The 18,880-nt window shown below is 54.8% G+C and carries 13 protein-coding genes; 5 read left to right on the top strand and 8 right to left on the bottom strand.

Annotated elements, in window-relative coordinates; translation table 11 throughout:
• Window positions 1–39: 39 nt before the first annotated feature.
• The 4 genes from DYY88_RS10925 to DYY88_RS10910 all read left to right on the top strand — a co-directional run bounded on the left by DYY88_RS10925 (window position 40) and on the right by DYY88_RS10910 (window position 6,791).
• On the top strand, window positions 40–3,015 hold the full coding sequence (locus DYY88_RS10925; protein ID WP_039728013.1) for a HEAT repeat domain-containing protein: 2,976 nt from the start codon (window positions 40–42) through the stop codon (window positions 3,013–3,015).
• Between the two features lie 10 nt (window positions 3,016–3,025).
• Window positions 3,026–3,898, top strand: a complete 873-nt coding sequence (locus DYY88_RS10920) for an alpha/beta fold hydrolase (protein WP_044151314.1) — start codon at window positions 3,026–3,028, stop codon at window positions 3,896–3,898.
• 47 nt (window positions 3,899–3,945) lie between these two features.
• Window positions 3,946–5,313 (top strand): cytochrome P450, encoded by a 1,368-nt coding sequence (locus DYY88_RS10915; protein ID WP_044151315.1) that lies wholly within the window; start codon window positions 3,946–3,948, stop codon window positions 5,311–5,313.
• A 134-nt stretch (window positions 5,314–5,447) separates the two neighbouring features.
• On the top strand, window positions 5,448–6,791 hold the full coding sequence (locus DYY88_RS10910) for a hypothetical protein (protein WP_044151316.1): 1,344 nt from the start codon (window positions 5,448–5,450) through the stop codon (window positions 6,789–6,791).
• A 414-nt stretch (window positions 6,792–7,205) separates the two neighbouring features.
• On the opposite strand, the gene DYY88_RS24135 is transcribed toward DYY88_RS10910, so the two are convergent.
• The gene (locus DYY88_RS24135) at window positions 7,206–7,355 is read right to left on the bottom strand and encodes a hypothetical protein (RefSeq protein ID WP_163685966.1); all 150 of its coding nucleotides are present in this window, start codon (window positions 7,353–7,355) and stop codon (window positions 7,206–7,208) included.
• 341 nt (window positions 7,356–7,696) lie between these two features.
• Here DYY88_RS24135 and DYY88_RS10905 point away from each other — a divergent pair, with 341 nt between their 5' ends.
• Window positions 7,697–9,607 (top strand): SLC13 family permease, encoded by a 1,911-nt coding sequence (locus tag DYY88_RS10905; protein WP_039728015.1) that lies wholly within the window; start codon window positions 7,697–7,699, stop codon window positions 9,605–9,607.
• Window positions 9,608–9,739: 132 nt separating this feature from the next.
• Here the strand turns inward: DYY88_RS10905 and DYY88_RS10900 are convergent, their stop codons facing one another.
• The 7 genes from DYY88_RS10900 to DYY88_RS10870 all read right to left on the bottom strand — a co-directional run bounded on the left by DYY88_RS10900 (window position 9,740) and on the right by DYY88_RS10870 (window position 18,535).
• Window positions 9,740–10,930 (bottom strand): tetratricopeptide repeat protein, encoded by a 1,191-nt coding sequence (locus DYY88_RS10900; RefSeq protein ID WP_052288524.1) that lies wholly within the window; start codon window positions 10,928–10,930, stop codon window positions 9,740–9,742.
• Window positions 10,931–11,179: 249 nt separating this feature from the next.
• A complete protein-coding gene (locus DYY88_RS10895) occupies window positions 11,180–13,012 on the bottom strand; it encodes a R3H domain-containing nucleic acid-binding protein (RefSeq protein ID WP_084607117.1) in 1,833 nt (610 codons plus the stop codon).
• Window positions 13,013–13,028: 16 nt separating this feature from the next.
• Window positions 13,029–14,282, bottom strand: coding sequence for a circadian clock protein LdpA (gene ldpA, locus DYY88_RS10890; RefSeq protein ID WP_072041342.1), 1,254 nt, complete (start codon window positions 14,280–14,282; stop codon window positions 13,029–13,031).
• A gap of 86 nt (window positions 14,283–14,368) precedes the next feature.
• Entirely contained in the window at window positions 14,369–15,175 is an 807-nt protein-coding gene (locus DYY88_RS10885; protein ID WP_039728017.1) for an ABC transporter permease, read from the bottom strand.
• 12 nt (window positions 15,176–15,187) lie between these two features.
• Window positions 15,188–16,138 carry an ABC transporter permease gene (locus DYY88_RS10880; protein WP_039728019.1) on the bottom strand — a complete coding sequence of 317 codons (951 nt, stop codon included), beginning with the start codon at window positions 16,136–16,138 and terminating at the stop codon, window positions 15,188–15,190.
• 11 nt (window positions 16,139–16,149) lie between these two features.
• Window positions 16,150–17,322 carry an ABC transporter substrate-binding protein gene (locus DYY88_RS10875; RefSeq protein WP_044151317.1) on the bottom strand — a complete coding sequence of 391 codons (1,173 nt, stop codon included), beginning with the start codon at window positions 17,320–17,322 and terminating at the stop codon, window positions 16,150–16,152.
• Window positions 17,323–17,434: 112 nt separating this feature from the next.
• Complete coding sequence (locus DYY88_RS10870; RefSeq protein WP_236146373.1) at window positions 17,435–18,535, bottom strand: ABC transporter ATP-binding protein; 1,101 nt, start codon at window positions 18,533–18,535, stop codon at window positions 17,435–17,437.
• Window positions 18,536–18,880: the final 345 nt, after the last annotated feature.

Below are 18,880 nucleotides of genomic sequence, written 5' to 3'. Positions count from 1 at the left end.
AATGGCGATCGCACTCAGACTGTTTCCTGCGTCTAGCGTATGCAATCGAGCCGGACTGCTTCTCCATCCCTGCCGCAATGGCAGCAGCAGGTGCTGCGAGTCATTAACCTGCGCCCTAATGAAGTCGAGCGCACTTTTTTGATGTTCGCGTTTTACACCGCGACTTCCATGGGGATTTTGTGGTTAGAGGTTAGCTCGGCCGCCCTGTTTTTGGATGAGTATGGTCCTGACTCGCTGCCGTGGATCTACATCTTTAGCGCCGGAGTCGGGTTTGGCCTCAGCGTCGTCTACTCCTGGTTGCAAAAGTTTTTGCCGCTGCGCTGGGTGATTGTGGTCATTGCCGTGTTGATGGCGGTGCCCGTGCTGCTGTTTCGCTGGGGCTTGGCCTTTGCGTCGGTGTTGCCGCTGACCATTTTCGGGATGCGCTTGTGGATGGAAGCCATTTATGGGCTCAATGACCTCAACGTTTCGATAACGGCTAATCAGCTCTTCAATATTCGAGAAATCAAGCGCACCTTTCCCCTCGTCAGTAGCGGCAACTTGGTGGCCGATGTGCTGAGTGGGTTTTCGGTGTTTTTTCTCGTCAGCTTTGTCGGTTTGCAAAACGTGCTGGTGCTGGCATTTCTGATCATGATGGCGGGCTCTGGGGTGCTGTGGCTGATTAGCCGCAAATATTCTCACGCTTTCCCAGATTCCTTGCAGCGACAGGCCGAGGCCGCCCAAGACGACCACAAAGCGCAGCGATCGCGCGGCACCATTCGCCAGTACGTGGTGATGTTGTTCAGCTTCTTTGTGCTGGCCCAAATCGTCATGTATTTGATCGAGTTTGAATACCTGACCCAGCTCGAACTGAATCTGGAAGTCGATGAAATCGCGGCTTTTTTGGGCATTTTTAGCGGCCTGTTGGGGCTGATCGAACTGTTGACTCAATGGTTCACGTCGAGTCGCCTGATTGAACGTCAGGGGGTATTTGCAGTGCTGTCGCTGTTGCCCGTGGTCATCATCGGCCTCAGTTTGATGACCATGATTGGCGGCTTTCCCGGTCTTTTGGGGGGGACGGCCCTATTTCTGGGGCTCGTGGTCTTGAAATTTTTCGATGAGTGGCTGCGCTACACCCTGGTCGCCAGTACGCGCCCGGTCTTGTTTCAACCAATTCCGGATAGTGAGCGGACTCTCTTTCAATCCCTGGTGGGGGGCATTGCCGAGCCGCTGGCAATGGGGGGCACAGGCGTCTTCATTCTGTTTGTGATTGCCTGGGCCAATTTCCTTGGCTTTGAAAGCCAACTGTTGCAGGCACAATTCTTTTTAGGGGTGATCGCCTTCCTCGCGGTTGTCTGGCTGATTGCGATCTTGTTTTTGCGATCGCAATATTTAGAGCTGCTGGTCAAAAGTGCACAGCGGGGATTGCTCAGCGGGAGTGAGGCCAACCTGCGGGCGTTGCGCAAAGCCTTTGTCGAACAGTTAGAAAAGCCTGGTTCGGAGGCGGAAAAGCGCTCCTGTATTGAACTGCTTTCTGAACTTGATCCGCGAAGTGTGGGCGAGGTGCTGGCCCCACGCTTAATGGCGTTGCCTCTGTCCCTCCGGAAGCAGAGTCTAGAGGCGATGTTGGAGTATCCGGGACGGGAGTATGCGGAGACAGTGCGGCAACTGCTCAAGACTGAGCAACCCCCGGAAATTTTAGCGCTGGCGCTGCGATACATCTGGATTACGGATGACAGCCCTGATATTGGGCGTTTGCAGTCTTATTTAGATGCCGAAGTGGACCCGGTGGTGCGGGGCACAGCGGCTTCGCTGATGTTGAAGCATGGCAATGCCCGCGAAAAGAATGAGGCCGTGAATACCCTGCGCCAAATGTTGACCAACGAACACGAGCGGGAGCGGGTGATGGGGTGTCGGGCTTTGGGCGAAGCGGATTATTTGCAATCGCTGCGACTCTACATTCCTAACTTGTTGCAGGACGAATCTTTGCGGGTGCGACGGGCGCTATTGGAGGCGATCGCCGCCACTAACCTGGAGGAATACTATCCGTCGTTGATGAAGGCATTGCAGTACAAATCCACGCGGGAAGCAGCCAGCCAAGCCCTGACCCGCCTGGGTAATGACGCGCTAGATATGTTGGAAGAAGTGGCACTCGATCCTTATCGGCCTGATAGTTTGCGCAACCAAGCCTGGCAAGCGATCGGCAACATGGGCAGTGATGCCGCGATCGACTGTCTGCTGCAAAATCTGATCACCAGTTGGGGCAGCACTCGCCGGACCCTGCTGCGGATTTTATTGCGGATGGTGCAAGAGACCGGCTTTAAGCGCAATCAGGGGATTGACTCCGCTTTAGATCGGTTTGGGCGGGACGGGGTCGAAGATTTGATCAACCAGGAATTGACGTTTGTGGGGCAAATCTACGGAGCCTTGCTGGATCTAGAGGACAGTGTTCCTGCTGGACGCGAGGCCAATCTGTTGCAGCGGGCATTGACAGAGTTACAAAAGGACGCGATCGAGCGCATCTTTATGCTGCTGCGGTTTATCTCACCACCGGGAGCCATTCAAGCCGCCCAAGTGAGTTGGCAAGGGGGCAGCGCTTCCAACCAGGCGCGGGGCATCGAGATTTTGGACAACACTCTCGACATTCCCAGCAAGCGGGCGATTTTGACCATTTTGGATCGTCGCAGTCGGGCTGAAAAGGTAGACGTGCTGCGTGAAAGTAACTTGTTTGTTTATCGCCAGATGCGGCCCAGCGATCGCCTCCGCTACCTCCTTGATCTGCGTTACTTTCTGTCGGATTGGGCTTTGGCCTGCTGCTTCCATCTCGCCCGCGCCCAACGCTGGAGCCTGAGCGCCGAGAATACCGTCGCCTGTCTCAAACATCCCACGGGTTTTGTCCGCGAGGCGGTGTTGTCCTATTTGCAGGTGGCCTCACCCCGCGTATTGCGCGAGTTGCTGCCGCTCATGCGCAAGGACCCCAACGAACTGGTGAGCAATCAGGTACAACAACTGATGGCAGAATTGCAGGTGGATTGAGCCGCAGCGTATGCAACCAAATCAGGCATCGTTTTCGATTAAGCAGGTGGCGCTAACTGACGACCTGACCCTGGCGTACCGCGAAGCAGGCACTGGAATCCCTGTGATCTTGCTGCATGGTCTGGCCGACCATAGCTTGGTTTGGCAAAGTTTGGCACAGCATTTGGGCGATCGCTATCGTTGCCTCGCGCCTGATTTGCGAGGACATGGCGACAGTAGCAAGCCCCCGGCTGCGGAGTACGATGCCCGGCTCATTGCCGATGATCTGGAACAATTTTGTGAGCAGCTACAGGTAGGGACCGTGGCCGTCGTCGCGCATTCCTGGGCAGCTAAGGTCGCCCTGTTATGGGCGCAGCAGTGTCCTCAACGATTACGTCACCTCATCCTGGTCGATCCCTTTTTTGTGAATCGTTTGTCTGTCGTTTTTCGCCCGACTTTTCCCATCCTGTATCGCACGTTGCCCTTTCTCAAAGTGATGGGGCCGTTTGCCGATCTGGAGCAAGCCCAAGCATTAGCTCAGGGACTGAAGCAATATCAAGGCTGGAGTGAGCCGCAGCAAGCTATTTTTCACGCTGGGATGGAGCAGCAAGCCGATGGGCAATGGCGCAGCAAGTTTGCGATCGCGGCTCGCAACGGTGTATTTGAGGACATTTTGCAATCTGCGGGCTTGACGGCACCATTGCCGACCCCAACGACGCTGCTCTTGCCAGCGCAAGGACTCAACCGCATGGCCTGGCAAACGCGCCCCTATCACCAATATTTGATGCAGCTTCAGGTTCACCTGATTCCCGGCAATCACTGGCCTCATCTGGTGGAACCGGAGTCGTTTAATCAGGCGATCGCGACGGCCCTCAATCAAATGGCAGTTGCCGACCCCAGTTAGCGATCGCACCTTGTAGGCTAGGGGTACGCTGTTTTTTCCATCGCCTCATGAAAACCGTCCCCGTCACGCAAACCTATCCCTATGCCCAGCTAGCCAATTGGATCTTTCGGCCATTGGACTACATGGAGGTTAACTATCGGCGTTACGGCGACCTATTCTTTGCCCGCTGGGGCTTGTTTGAGTGGGTATTTCTCAACCATCCTGAGGCGATTAAAACGGTTCTCAGTCAGGATATGGGGGCCGCTATCAGCGCTCCTGGTGAGACCAACGAGATTCTCAAGCCGCTGTTGGGTGAACACTCGGTCATGCTGCTGTCGGGCAACCAACATCGGCAACGGCGCAAGTTGATTATGCCGCCCTTTCATGGGGAACGGCTGAAGGTGTATGCCGACCTGATTCGCCAAATCACGTTAGAGGTGATGGCGGAGCTACAGCCCGGTCAAGCCTTGCAGGCCCGATCGCTGATCCAACAAATGACGATGCGGGTGATTTTGCAAGCGGTGTTTGGTCTGCATGACGGCGATCGCTGCCGTCGCCTCGAAAGTCTATTGGCCGAACGACTCGACATGGTGAGTAAGCCTCTGGCCTCGACGGTCGTATTTTTTCCCATCTTGAGAAAGAACTATGGCAGTTGGAGCCCCGGGGCCAAAATTGAGCGGCTCGCGGCGGAAATTGATGAGTTGCTCTATGCCGAGATTCGCGAACGCCGGGCTGCGGTCGATGCCAGCCGTCAAGATGTACTTTCGCTGCTCCTGATGTCGCGGGATGAGGCCGGTCAGGGATTGTCGGACGAAGAATTGCACGATGAGTTGATGGCGCTGTTGATTGCGGGGCATGAAACGACGGCTACCGCGATCGCTTGGGGGCTGCATTGGGCGCACTATCAGCCCGACATCCGGCAAAAAGTCCGGGATGAGATTGCCACTGCCGGGGCCAACGACGATCCCATGGCGCTGACCAAATTGCCGTATCTAGAGGCATTTTGCAATGAAATTCTGCGCATTTATCCGGTGGCGATGCTGACCTTTGCCCGAGTCGCCCAACAGCCCCTGGAGCTAATGGGTTACACCATTGATCCCGGTACCCTATTAGTCGGCTGCATCTATTTGCTGCACCACCGCGAAGACTTGTACCCCCAACCCTCTGAGTTTCGGCCCGAGCGGTTTCTTGAACGGCAATATTCTGCCTTTGAATTTATGCCCTTTGGGGGTGGGGCGCGACGATGCATCGGCTATGCCCTCGCCATGTATGAGCTGAAAATCATTCTGGGCACGCTGTTGACGCACTTTAACTTTGAGCTGGTGAGCGATCGCCCGGCCATACCTGAGCGGCGGGGCATCACCCTGGGCATGAAAGATGGCGTCCAAATGGTCTATCAAGGGACTCGTTCAGTGCCTACTCCCATCGCGATTTAATCGCGAATGCCGAAAGGACGGGTTCTCTCAGCCAGGCTGCGATCGCGCTTCATTGAATGTCACTTTCGACTGCCGACTCGTGAGATCTTGTTTGATACTGGACAAAGTAGCAGGCTGATTATTCGGGCAGTGCCATGCATCAGTGCAAACGACGGTGGGAATGGATCTTAGTGAGCGCTTTAACGTGGGGCGGTTTGACCGGGCTGGCCTGTTCCGCCACGGTTTCAACCTGGGGTGAACCGTCAGCCGCGACATCCTCGTCGCAAGCCGTGGTGGCAGAGGCGAAACTGCCCCCGCCAGAGTCGTCAAAAGTGCTGTTATCGCAGGCGTTTGAGGCGGCAATAACGGCGGCCCAGTTGGCGCAGTCAGCGACGACGGCGAGCGAGTGGAGTGCGGTGGCCACCGCGTGGGCTGAGGCCATTCAGGCATTGCAAGCGATTCCCACTGACAGCCCAGAGTGGCTGTTTGCCCAGCGCAAGACTCGCGAATATTTAGCGAACCAAGCGATCGCCCTGCAACGGGTTGAAGAGGCGGCGCGATTAGCGATTTTTCCGCCCTTGGGCAATCCCGTCTTAGACGAACAGTTAGCCCTCTACCTGTCCTACATTGCCACCTTCGATAACCCCGATATCCTGATTATTGGTAGCTCGCGGGCTTTGCAGGGGCTCAATCCCCAGATTTTGCAGCAGCGCCTGGCCGAACAGGGCTATACCGACCTCAAGGTCTATAACTTTGCGGTTAATGGCGCGACAGCCCAGGTGGTGAGCTTTATTCTGCGCTATTTGTTAACTCCTGAGCAGATGCCCAAGATGATTATTTGGGCGGGGGGTTCTCGTTCGTTCAACAGTGGCCGCTTCGATCGCACCTTTGCCCAGATTTTAGAGTCGCCCGGTTTTGCCGCTGTGCAAGCGGGAGATCGCCCGACCTTTGAGTCGGCGACGCCCCTGGCCGCCACCTTAGACACCGACAATGCCAGCAGGTTTACTGCCCGCGATAAAACCCAGGCGATGCCCGTCAGCAGCATCAATGGATACGGCTTTTTAGCCGTGAATGATGTGTTCAATCCTGATACCTACTATCAGAGTTTTCCGCGCGTGCCCGGGGCCTACGACGACGCTTACCTGAACTTTAATTTGGAAGGCGTACAGGCGGTTTCTACCCGAGCGATCGCGACGTTTGCCCGCAGTAACAACATTCCTCTCATCTTTATCAACCTGCCCCTGAGCGACGACTATTTGGATGAAACGCGCTCAGCATACGAGCAGCAGTTTCAGCAGTTTCTCCAGCAAGAAGCCCAAAATGGTGACTTCGTGGTGGTTGATTTGCTGAATGAGTGGCCCGGACAAAATCTGTTCTTTGCCGATCCCAGTCATCTCAACCGGGTCGGTGCGGCCCAAGTCGCAATTCGAGTTTCGGAAACTGACACGATTCCTTGGGATGTGCTGGCTGCCCCAGCGGAGCCGCCGACTGAAGAATGACTTGCCCGCTGACTCATGTCCTCGCCACCCTTATTCGGGATACCTGCTGGTACGTCATTGAGTTGAGCGGTGGTATCGGTGGCTGTGGGGACAGCCGATGGATTTTCGCCCCTTTCGAAATTTGAAATTGAGCCGATGATGAATCTCGAAGTCATCCTAACTTTGATAAATTAGCTGAGATTTACAACCGACATCTGGCCTGTAAGGGGAATTTGTCAAACAGAATTGAGAGGTGCTACTGCCCCGTTGATAGACCTGGAAATCTGACAGCCGATGGCATTATTTTCGAGTTCTATCTGGTACCAAAAAGGGCATTTATTGAAGCCAGTATCGGCAAGTTTCTCCGGCCATTATTGAATAACTGCTACCCTCTAAAACAACTGATCCTGATCGGGCGTTGGAGCGGTCGGTCATTCAGAGGACGAGGCTAACCGGATCTGGACAAGGCCTCGCCATCGCTGCATCAAAGGCGATCGCCATTACGGCAGCGCCGACATGATTGACCGTGATGCGAAACCTCCACAGCACCCCTAGCGCTAACGCTGGCGACTTTGACAACTTCACAGATTGTTCAAAATCAAATTCCCGATGCTGGTACCGGCAATGTGAAAGAGGCTTTAGCAATGCCAGTCTCAGCACTGGCTCTGAGCCCCATTCCCAAATAGTCAATCTATTCGCGAAATTGAAGAAAACTTCTTGTTTAGTTCACTCGATAGGATTTTGAAATACGATTAGCAATGACTCATTTACATGAATTGCTGATTGTCTTACGGGCTTTTTGGGCATCACTATTGAGACGGAAATCCATCGATTGAGTCAGTTGCTCTAAGGGGAAATCGGTCATCAAATAACTGCTTTGCTGCGGTGATTGCGACGCCCAAGCCACGAATTTGGTACCAACAAACATGCAGCTAGAACAAACTTTTCGGTATTGGTGGACGCAACGACGACAGCGGCAGATCTTGATTTGCGTTGCGCTGGGGTTGTTGCTGGGACTGGCGATCGCGGCCTTGCAGTATCTCGCGACCGATGCGCCGTTGATGAGTTTGGGCTGGCCAGGTTGGCTGACCTTATTAGTGACGGCCTTAGCGTTTGTGCTCAATGCCATTACGGCACTGCCCGCTGAGATTGTATTTTTAGGTGCGGTGGCGGTGCTGTATGTGAGCGGCGTCCTGACTACCGCCGAGGCGCTGCAGGGGTTCAGCAATGACGGCATGGTCACGGTGGCGGTGCTGTATTTTGTCGTGACCGGATTGCAGCAAACGGGTGCCCTAGCCTGGATTTCTCAACAATTGCTCGGCCTGCCCAAACGCCGCACGACCACCTTTGTGCGCCTGACTGTGCCGATTATGGTGCTCAGCGCTTTTTTAAATAACACGCCCGTCGTGGCGATGTTTATTCCCGTGGTGAATGACTGGTGTCGCAAATTGCGCATCAGTCCCTCAAAGTTGATGATTCCCCTCAGCTATGCATCGATTTTTGGGGGGCTTTGCACCTTGATTGGGACCAGCACCAATTTAGTGGTCAGTGGCTTGTTGGTCGAGGCGACTGACCATCCTGGTTTGCGAATTTTTGATCTGACGCCCGTGGGGTTGCCCTGTGCGATCGCGGGATTATGCTTCCTCTTCTTTGGGCAGCGTTGGCTCCTGCCGAATCGCAAACCAGCGATGGGTGATTTGAGTGATGTGCGGCAATACACGGTGGAAATGGTGGTGGCCCCGCGCAGTCCCCTGGCGGGCAAAACCGTCGAGCAAGCCGGGTTGCGCCACTTGCCAGGACTGTATCTGGCTGAAATCGCTCGGGGGCAGCAAATTCTGCCTGCGGTGAGCCCGCGTGAGCTGCTGCGGGAAAATGATCAGTTGGTCTTTGTTGGCATCGTCGATTCGATTTTGGATTTGCAACGGCTACGCGGCTTGTCTCCTGCGACCGATCAGGTCTTTAAGCTCGATACGCCCCGCACCGAGCGTCGGTTGATCGAAGCGGTGGTATCTCATACCTGCTCACTCGTGGGCAAAACGATTCGCGAAGGGCAATTTCGCTCTCGATACGATGCGGTGGTGTTGGCGGTGGCTCGCAATGGCGATCGCGTGCAGGGCAAAGTCGGTGATATTCGGCTGCGACCTGGCGATACCCTCTTACTCGAAACGCATCCTCGCTTTATTGAACGGCAACGCATCTCGAATGACTTTTATTTAGTCAGTGACTTGCCAGACTCGGAGCCACTACGCCACGAAAAAGCGCCCATTGCGCTGCTGATTTTATTGCTGATGGTGGTACTAGCTGGAGTCGGCTGGCTCAGCATGTTGAAAGCGGCTGTGTTGGCGGCGATGTTAATGCTGATCACTGGCTGCTGTGCGCCCACTCGAGCGCTGCAAAGTATTGAATGGTCAGTATTGCTGGTCATTGGGGCCGCTTTGGGCATTAGTGAGGCGATGCAAGTGACCGGGGCTGCCGAAGCGATCGCGGCCAGTTTTTTAGGTATTGCTGGTAGCCAACCGCTAGTAGCTCTTGCCGTCATTTACGGCATCACGACGCTGCTCACAGAAATGATTACGAACAATGCCGCCGCTGCTCTGATGTTTCCCATTGCGTTGTCGGTCGCTCAGGGCCTCGGCGTCAGTTATATGCCGTTTGTCATTGCAATTATGATTGCGGCTTCGGCTAGTTTCTCCACGCCAATTGGCTATCAAACGAATTTGATGGTGTACGGTCCCGGGGGATACAAATTCACCGATTTCATGCGCATCGGTATTCCTCTAAACCTGCTGTTTTGGGGCATCACCGTATTTTTGGCACCGCATATCTACCCCTTCTAAAAGCTGATTTACGAGGTCTCTGCTTAAGGAGATGCGCAGCGTAAAAGTAGTCATGCTAGCCGAGCAGTGTTGTCATCCATTGGTTCACGCATTCACCGCGTACCAATGGATGATGGTTTTCTCACCGATGCCTTATGGGGTTTCTACTTCAGAGGCATTCCACAGCTCTAGTAATTCATCTACCCGTTCTACTGAATCAAAGTCTTCATTGGCTTCATAAAGGCGACGAGCCAGATTGATCGACGATATGGCTTGTTTTTCTAGCCCTTCAGCCCAGAGCGCTAGTCCCAAGTTGTAATGCGCTCCAGGGTTATTGGGGAAGGCGCGAAGAACTTGGCGATAAGCTCTAATTGCCTGTAAATAGACCCCTTCTCTCAGATGAAAAGCGCCAACCGCAGCCTGAGCCGGAATCAAGTCTGGATTAGCATCAACGGCCCGTCGATAGTAGGTGTAAGCAGCGGTTTCATCGCCAATTTCCATCGACAGTTCGCCAAGTAGAAAATTGGCTTGAGCATTATTGCGATCGAGTCTGACGGCTGTTTCCAGATTTTCAAAAGCGGCCCGCGAGTTGCCCAGTGCGATTTGCGTTTCGGCTAAACCCACGTGTGGCTCACTGCGTCTCCCATCGGCTCGTACAGCGCGTTCAAAGGCGGATTGCGCCGCAACGTAATCTTCTCGAATCAGGTACAGGGTTCCCAGCGCCTCGTAAGCACTGGCATTACCAGGGGCACGACTCGCCAGGCGTTCATACGTGCTCAACGCAGCATCGTAGTCTTCGAGGGTGATGAAGATATTGCCTAACCCCAGATAGGCATCCGCTTCTGAGGGCGCGAGGGTGGTGATTTCTTCGTAGATCGCGATCGCATTTTCATAGTCGGCTAGCTGCACATAGGCATAGGCCAGACCATAGCGAAACGGCATGTTGTTCGGTTCTAGCGCGATCGCTTGCTGATAGGGTTCAACCGCAGCGGCATACTCACCCTGCTGCACGTATAAATAGCCGATGCCCGAATATAGCCGCGCATTACGAGGGTCAATGCGCGTGGCTTCTCGATAAAGCGCGATCGCGGCATCGTAGTCTTCGGCCTCAACTTTGTCTTGCCCTTCGGTGAGCAGGTCATCCAAGGCCTCTTGTTGGGCATCGGAAAGATTAGAGTTGCGGCTTTGGGCAAGGTCAACCCGGGGGAGGCGGAAGACGAGTGGCCCGGATGTGGCGGTCTCAATGACGGCATTGGCAGGGGCGATCGCCGCAGCGGCACTGCTTGCCATCACTCCGAACACCGCACTCGATAAGCCCAGTGCAAACCATCGAAAAGTTACCATTAATTGGCCTCCGTCATGCCCAACTCGTTGCCGGTCAATAATTTTTGGTCGCGAGTGATCCCCGGCCAAAAGTCCATCGTAAATTTTAGCTTAAAGCGATCAGTCCCCTTGTCGGCTCTAGTGAACGCGATCGCCGATGAGCCTTGATCACTACTGTTTGCTGCCCTACACCCCAGATGATTGATGCCAATGTCGCTGTGGGCGGGACGCCCTCCAATGACCCAGTCGCACCGCTCCCCATAGTCGGGCTTATGCAGGATAGATCCGCAGTCGCCGATTCGGTTCATCGCCAAAGCTGCAAGACTTCAGGCGGTAATGCTCGGCCAATTCGTGCTGCATTTTGCGGATACGGGCCGATCGCGGTAGCAATTCCACGGGTTGACCCTTAGGAATCACAATTTGTTCCACCGCGAGGCGCGCCTCTTCCAGGGCTTCTAGCTCGTCGGCGTCTTCGTTGGGCGAAAACAGGCTGAGATTGGGCATGGCGCGAACGTTGCCGTCGTCGATATCCAACATGCGCTGTAACGTCCGCACAATCTGCGGCATACTGTTGGACTTAACGGTGTGAATGGGCAACTCGCGCACCTTCGCGATGTGGCGCAGTTTGGAGTGGTGTTTGACGTGCGATCGCAAGGCCAGCACCGCATCCGCACTATCCAAATCTTTGGTGAGCACGACGGGCAACCGCAGCGTGGCAATCACCTGGTCCAGATGATGCTTGCTGATGCCGTAGGAATACACTCGCAAAATATCTTCGCCGTTGGGGCCAACGGTGGGCTCAGGTGCGAGCGCCAAGGATTCTCCTGCTGCCGCATAGACCATTTCATCTTCGTTCAGCGAGCGATCGAGCATCGCCTCAAAGCTTTGCTGCTCAGCCGTCACCGGCAACTGCTCTACTGTGCCCCCTTGGGGCGGCGTCATGCGGCCCGATGCTCGCCAACCGCCTGCCTGCCTTTGGGCTTTGCCAGGCAATCGGCCTTTGAGGGGCGAGGCCTTAACTTTGGCGGCCTCATGGGTGACCACTACCTCGCCTGCTTCGTTGACGCTGCGAGTTTGCGTCGCAGGTTGTCGTCCCCGCAGCAGTGAGTCCACTGTCACGGCTACATCTTCGTGAATGACCCAGCGTTGCCGTTCCAGCATTTCCACCGCAATGTCAAAGGTGGGGGGCGCTTTCCGTTCCAGCACGCTCTTTTGGCTGCCCCGGCGTCGGGCTTCATCATCCCCCAAGGTGACGGACTGGATGCCCCCCACGAGGTCCGACAGCGTCGGGTTTTTCATCAAGTTTTCGAGCTGGTTGCCGTGGGCGGTGCCGACGAGCTGCACGCCGCGCTCGGCAATGGTGCGTGCGGCTGTGGCTTCCAATTCCGTGCCGATTTCATCAATCACGATGACCTCGGGCATGTGGTTTTCCACCGCTTCAATCATCACCTGGTGTTGCAGTTCTGGCTTGGCCACCTGCATCCGCCGCGCTCGCCCGATCGCCGGATGCGGAATGTCGCCATCCCCCGCAATCTCGTTGGAGGTATCGATAATCACGACGCGGCGATCGAGGTCGTCGGCCAATACCCGAGCGATTTCCCGCAGGGCCGTGGTTTTGCCCACGCCAGGACGCCCCAACATCAAAATGGATTGGCCGCGCTCGACCAAGTCTTGAATCAAGCCAATGGTGCCAAAAACCGCTCGTCCGACGCGGCAGGTGAGGCCAATCACATCGCCAGAACGGTTGCGAATGGCACTGATCCGGTGCAAGGTCTTTTCAATGCCAGCCCGGTTGTCACCGCCAAAATACCCGACGCGATCGACGCAGTGTTGCAAATCGTCTTTAGACACGACTTGCTCTGAGAGATATTCCGACCCGGACAAAAATCGGGCTTCAGGGCGTCGCCCCAAATCCAGAATGACTTCGATGAGCTGATCGGCTTGCTGGTGACGCTGAATTTGCGCGGCGGTCTCGGGTGGCAACACGGCCAGCAGGGCTTGCAGGTCATCGTAAACGGCGGACTGAGCCGTCTCCGGGTGGCCAGCGGGAGTGGGATCAACAGGGGCAGACTCAACGGACTGGGGATCGTCGTAAAGGGCCATAGCCTAACAAAAAACTCTACTCAATGACTGGGGAATACGGTCGCGGTTCCGTAGGGGGTGCTAGCCCATGGGCGCGATCGCCCTCTGGGTTAGCCGGCCAGGTCAATGCGGCACTCGGGACTCCTTTGATGGGAGCCACTAGGCTGGTGGCCAGCTGCACCGCTTGCCGTAGCCACAACATCGAACTCGCCAGGGACTCTGAATCATCACACGATGGCCTCTCATCACGATCAACAGCAGAACCAAACCGGGGGACAGTTGCCTCGTCCTCTAACAGCGGACTTAATAGCCGCCGGGCAAAACTCCCAAAAGCCACTCCGCCCAAAGTCGGTCGTAAAGCGGGAGCCGTCATCGGCCCGGCGGCGCTCGCCGCTCGCTCTGAGCCCTGCTCCAGCGCCAGGGCTGGCAATTTTTCGGCGGTATGGGCATTGGTGCCCCCGGCTAGCTGCACGTAGCCAGGGGGTCCCGATTGCAGCATCCGTCTGGCATAGCGCAGTGTGGTATGCGTTGTGCCGCGGCCAATGTCGCCACTCATCGGGCGGCCATCGGTTTGCCAGATCAGGGGCAGCGGCAGCGGCTGAATGGCTTCGTAAAGCTGCCACAAATAGTCGATCGCTCCGGCTTGCTCAGGACAGCTAATGGAGATAACCGACAAGTGGTGCAGATGGGGTTGCAGGGTCGCCCACAGCGTCATGAATGAGTCATAACGCCCCACTTGAGTATGAATTTCGATCGCATCTACTTGCTCTAGCAAAGTGGCCGCGATCGCTTCTGGAGCGGTCGCCCGTGTCACTGTGGCAATCTGCTGAATGGGACAAACGGGTAAACACCGACCGCAACCATAGCAACGTTCTTCAATGACACCTGCCGTTGCTGGGGTGAAGGCGATCGCAGCGGCTGGACAAATGGCTTCACAGGGCCGCGAACAGTCGGCAGGACAGCGAGTGGGATCAAATTGCGCTTTCCGAAAATGCGGATCTTCGCCATCGCTAAAGCTCACCATGAGCAATGGCAGTTCGGAGGGAATTCTGCTGCCAAGAAATTTCGTGCCTTCAAGAATTCTCGGCAGCTGCGAAATGACGTGAAACGACTCTTTAACCGCGCTAACCACAGCAGGATCAGCAGCGACATCGATGCAATCAGCACCTGCAAGAGTATAAGCCAGGGCCAAATTGCGAATAGCAGGAAGATGTTGATAACTGGCTCCTCCAATGAGTTTGAACCAGCGACCTGCCTGCAAAGAAATTAGAGAACGATGGGTCTTTTTCACCCTTTCATGCTAGACGTTTCTGCTCAAAATTACGAGATTTCAGCAACTTTTTCAGGCGCATCGCCTCATCACTGCATCGAACCTGACTACCGCTCTAAGGTAGAGCTTTTGTAACGCAAGTATTCTGCCAAGGCGGCAATCATGCCCGAGGCCAAAATCAGCAAGACACTCAGCGCATTCATGTCAGGTTTAACCCCATTGCGAATGCGACTGAAAATTTCGAGCGGTAGGGGATTGGCTCCCCCTCCGGCGGTGAAGCTGGAAATCAGCAAATCATCAATGCTGAGGACAAAGGCTAACAGGCAGCCAGCCACGATCGCAGGCATGAGCTGCGGTAAGAGTACTTTAATTAAAGCTTGGGTCGGGGTGGCCCCTAAATCCAGCGCTGCTTCTTCTAAATTGGGGTCGAGACTGCCCAGCCGACTAGAGACGACCACGGCAATGTAGGCCAGACAAAACACCATGTGCGCGGCCACAATCGTCCAAATACTCAGGGGAATGGCCATTGAAGCGAGAAAGACGAGGGTGGCCACGGCAATCGAAATGTCGGGCACAATCAGCGGCAGATATGACACGCCCCGGTAGACGCCCTTGCCAGGAAAGTAGTATTTGGAGAGGCCGATCGCCATCAGCGTGCCTAGCACCGAGGAAATCGCCACCGCCATGATGGCGACGAACAAGGTGTCTTGCAGCGCGCGAAAAATTCGCGCATCTTGAAACAAACTTTCATACCACCGCAGGCTGAACCCTTGCCAAACGGACGTGTAGCGCCGCGAGTCATTAAAGCTGTAAATGCCCAACACCACAATCGGGCCGTACATAAATCCAAAGAGAGCGACTGTCAGCCACCCTTGCCAGGTTTTAGGTAGGTTCAGTCGGCGTAGCAATGACATGCGCTTGTTCCCCTACGTTTCCTGTACTGAATCGCGATCGCCATATTTCAGCAAGAGGGCGATCGCCAAACTCACGGCCAAAATCAAAACCATACTCAATGCCGACCCGAGTCCCCAGTTGCGAGTAATGCCTAAAAACTGGTTATAAATCAGGCGAGAAATGGTCATGCTGGACGCGCCCCCCAGCAATGTGGGGACCACAAAATCGCCCATGCTGGTGATAAAAACCAGCAAACAACCGGCGGCAATGCCCGGTAGCGTCTGCGGTACCGTCACCTTCCAAAAAACCTCGCGGGGATTCGCCCCTAAATCAGCGGCGGCTTCTAACAGTGAAATGTCGAGTTTTTCTAGCGAGGCGTACAAAATGAGCACCATGTAAGGCAGGAAGTTGTAGGTTAATCCCACAAATACTGCCGCTGAGGAATACAGCCAGCTCTGAGTGGGGAGATCAACGCCGGGAATAAACCCACTCAGCCAGGTAATAAACGTGTTTAGTAAGCCTGTGGGGCGCAAGATGCTAATCCAGGCGTAGGAGCGTAACAGTGATGACGTCCATAGGGGCAAAATGAACGCCACCACCAAAAAGTTACGCCAGCGGCGAGGCGCCATGATCGCCAGCCAGTAAGCGACCGGAAACCCCAGTACCAGGCAAGCCACGGTGGAGACAGTGGCATAGTAAATCGATCGCCAGATGACCTGGAGATAAACCGGATCAAAGCTGGGATCAAACGGATTAAACACCTGGAAATAGTTGCCCAGGCCGAAAGAGCCGCCCACATCTTCAGGCCGGAAACCCGGCACCAAGCTGATGTCGAGAATCAGCAGGGTCGGTAGCACCAAAAAGAGCAAGAGCCAAATTCCGGCTGGCCCCAACAATGCGATCGGCCCCAACAACTGGTTAAGCCGATGGCGAATGGTGGCACCTAAGCCTTGAAATGGGTTCTTGCTCAGAGATGCACTCATAACCTAGATTCCTAAGCGCTCGTAGCGCGAGTCCAAAACTCGTCATAAATCGAGGAGGCGTCTCCTACAGGGGCGATGCCTTCACACTTGGCCAGCAGATCTTCGGGCGGGAAGAGTTTTTCGTCGTTTTTGAACTCGTCCGACAGATTTTCGAAGGCTACCTGATTCGGGGTCGCGTTAAACAGCGTCTCCGTGTTGAGTTGAGCGATCTCAGGCTGCAAGTTGAAGTTGATCCACTCGTAAGCCGCGTCGACGTTGGGCGCCGTGGTCGGAATCACCAGCGTATCCGTCCACACAGAAGACCCGCTCTCCGGAATGATGTAGTTCAGCGTCTCGTCTTCGGCAATGCTGGATAGGGCATCCACCGAGTAGGCCATCACTACCGCTAAGTCACCACTTAGCAAGCCATCCTCAAAGCCAAAGGACATGAAGGAAGCCAGGTCAGGCTTGATTTCGATCAGCCGCTCGTAAGCCTCTTCAATTTCCGCCGGATCGGTGGAGTTATAGGAATACCCCAGGGACTTGAGCACCATGCCCATGGTTTCGCGCACGTCGTCCAGCAAGGTCATCCGTTTCGACAAGGCTGAACTGTTTTCCCAGAGATAGTCCCAATCGGTCGGCGTGTCGGTAATGATGTCGGTGTTGTAAAGCAGCCCGGTGGTGCCCCAGGCAAAGGGCACACTAAAGCTGTTGCCCGGGTCGTATACGGGATCTTGCCACTTATCAAAGATGTTTTCGATGCCGCTGATGCGTTCTTTTTCAAGCTTAGTGAGCATATTCAGCTCGATCATCTGCTGCACCATGTAGTCTGAGGGGTAAATGATGCTGTAAGCATCGCCCCCACCAGCCTGCATCTTGGCTAGCATCGTTTCATTTGAGTCATAGATATCGACAATGACCTCAATGCCAGTCTGCTCGGTAAAGGCATTGACCATTTCGTCGTTGGTGTAGTCAGCCCAGGTGTAAACATGCAGAACACCACTGTCACCGCCGCTGGCACCGCCGCCTTCAGGAGTGGTCGCAGCCGGGTCTGCTTCAGGAGTCGCTTGGTCAGCGATATTTTGACGGCAGTTAGCCAACGTGACGCCAGCGATCGCGGCTGCTGACCCCTGTAAAAACCGTCGGCGAGTCGCACCAAGGCGTCGCGACGACGAGGGCAAGTAGAGAGAGCGCTTGCGGGGCATAGCAGAATTCCTCACATAAATTAAACGGCTTGGGGGTATGACCTAAAACACTATTAAATCGCGACCCTTAACTTTGTTTAACGGACAACACTTTGCCCGATCAAAAGTTCCGTCAAGCAGCAAGTGCAAGACAATCGGCAGGCATCCAAGAGACATAAACCGGCGTTGCTGAGGCCCAAGAGAGGCCCGTCCGGTTAGGCTGCATAACGGTGAGACATTCTCCTGTTTGGAGCTGCACCACACAATGCAGATGCGTCCCTAGATACATGACATGTTTGACGTAGCCAGAATAGCAGTTTCCTTCATCCGGCGGCGGTTCTTGACTGAGGTGGATTTTTTCTGGCCGCACACTCACGACTGCCGTTTTAAGGTCAGCGGGGATATTGTCCGAGGGTTGGGCCAAGACCGTGGTGCCTTCCGGTGTTTTGATTTGCAGCATGTGCTTGTCGGCAAAGGCTACGGTACCTTTCAGCAGATTGGTGTCGCCAATAAAGTCGGCCACAAAGGGCGTGGTGGGATGATCGTAAATTTCTTTGGGTGAGCCAATTTGTTCGATGTTGCCATCATTCATGACGGCAATGCGGTCAGACAGGGAAAGGGCCTCTTCTTGATCGTGGGTCACCATGACAAAGGTGATGCCCAGTTGCTGGTGGAGGTTGCTCAGTTCAACCTGCATTTCTTTGCGCAGTTTGAGGTCAAGGGCCCCCAGGGGTTCATCGAGCAACATGACAGCGGGACGGTTGACCAAAGCGCGAGCGAGGGCGACCCGTTGTTTTTGCCCGCCTGACAATTGCGCGGGATAGCGGTTGCCAAAGGCTTCCATTTTGACCAGGCGGAGGGCATCGGTGACCCGCTGCTGCACCTGCGATCGCCCCATCTTTTTGATCCGTAGACCGAAGGCAATGTTGTCTTTGACGGTCATATGGTTAAAGAGGGCATAGCTTTGAAACACCGTATTGACGGAACGTCGATGAGCCGGAGTCCGGTTCATATCGCGCCCTTGAATGACAACTTTGCCAGTGGTGGGCTGTTCGAAGCCCGCAATTAGGCGCAGAGTCGTCGTTTTACCACAGCCAGAAGGCCCCAAAATGCTAAAGAATTCGCCTTCTTGAATCGTCAAATCGATCGTGTTGACAGCAATTTCTTCCCCAAAAGACTTTGATACCTGACAAAGTTCGACATCGGCCACTCGCTGGTTGGAAGATTGAGACATCGCGGGAGAAACTGTCTGTGACATGAAGGTGATTCCCTGAACAGCAGTAGAGTTGCCGATAAGTATGGCTCGATATCAGAATGCCCGGTGAATTCTCAGACAGCATCATGACATGTGGTTTGAAACTGTTATAAGGCAGTTAGAGGAAGTTTGACAAAGTTTTCTCTGAATAGCCGCATGCAGTAGACACAAGACGCCAGAGGATTGAGCAAAAAGGCGCAGTATTTGGTCTGTCTAGAGGGGGCTATTCCGAAAGCGATTAGTCCGAGATTGATGGCTCAGCCTGACCCACTGCTGAAACATGCGGAAAGCAACGACGACGGTATGGCCAGTTGTTCTGAGCAT

Origin of the sequence: Leptolyngbya iicbica LK (assembly GCF_004212215.1) — a bacterium.
GTDB lineage: Bacteria > Cyanobacteriota > Cyanobacteriia > Phormidesmidales > Phormidesmidaceae > Halomicronema > Halomicronema iicbica.
This window is presented reverse-complemented; position numbering and strand designations above follow the sequence as displayed.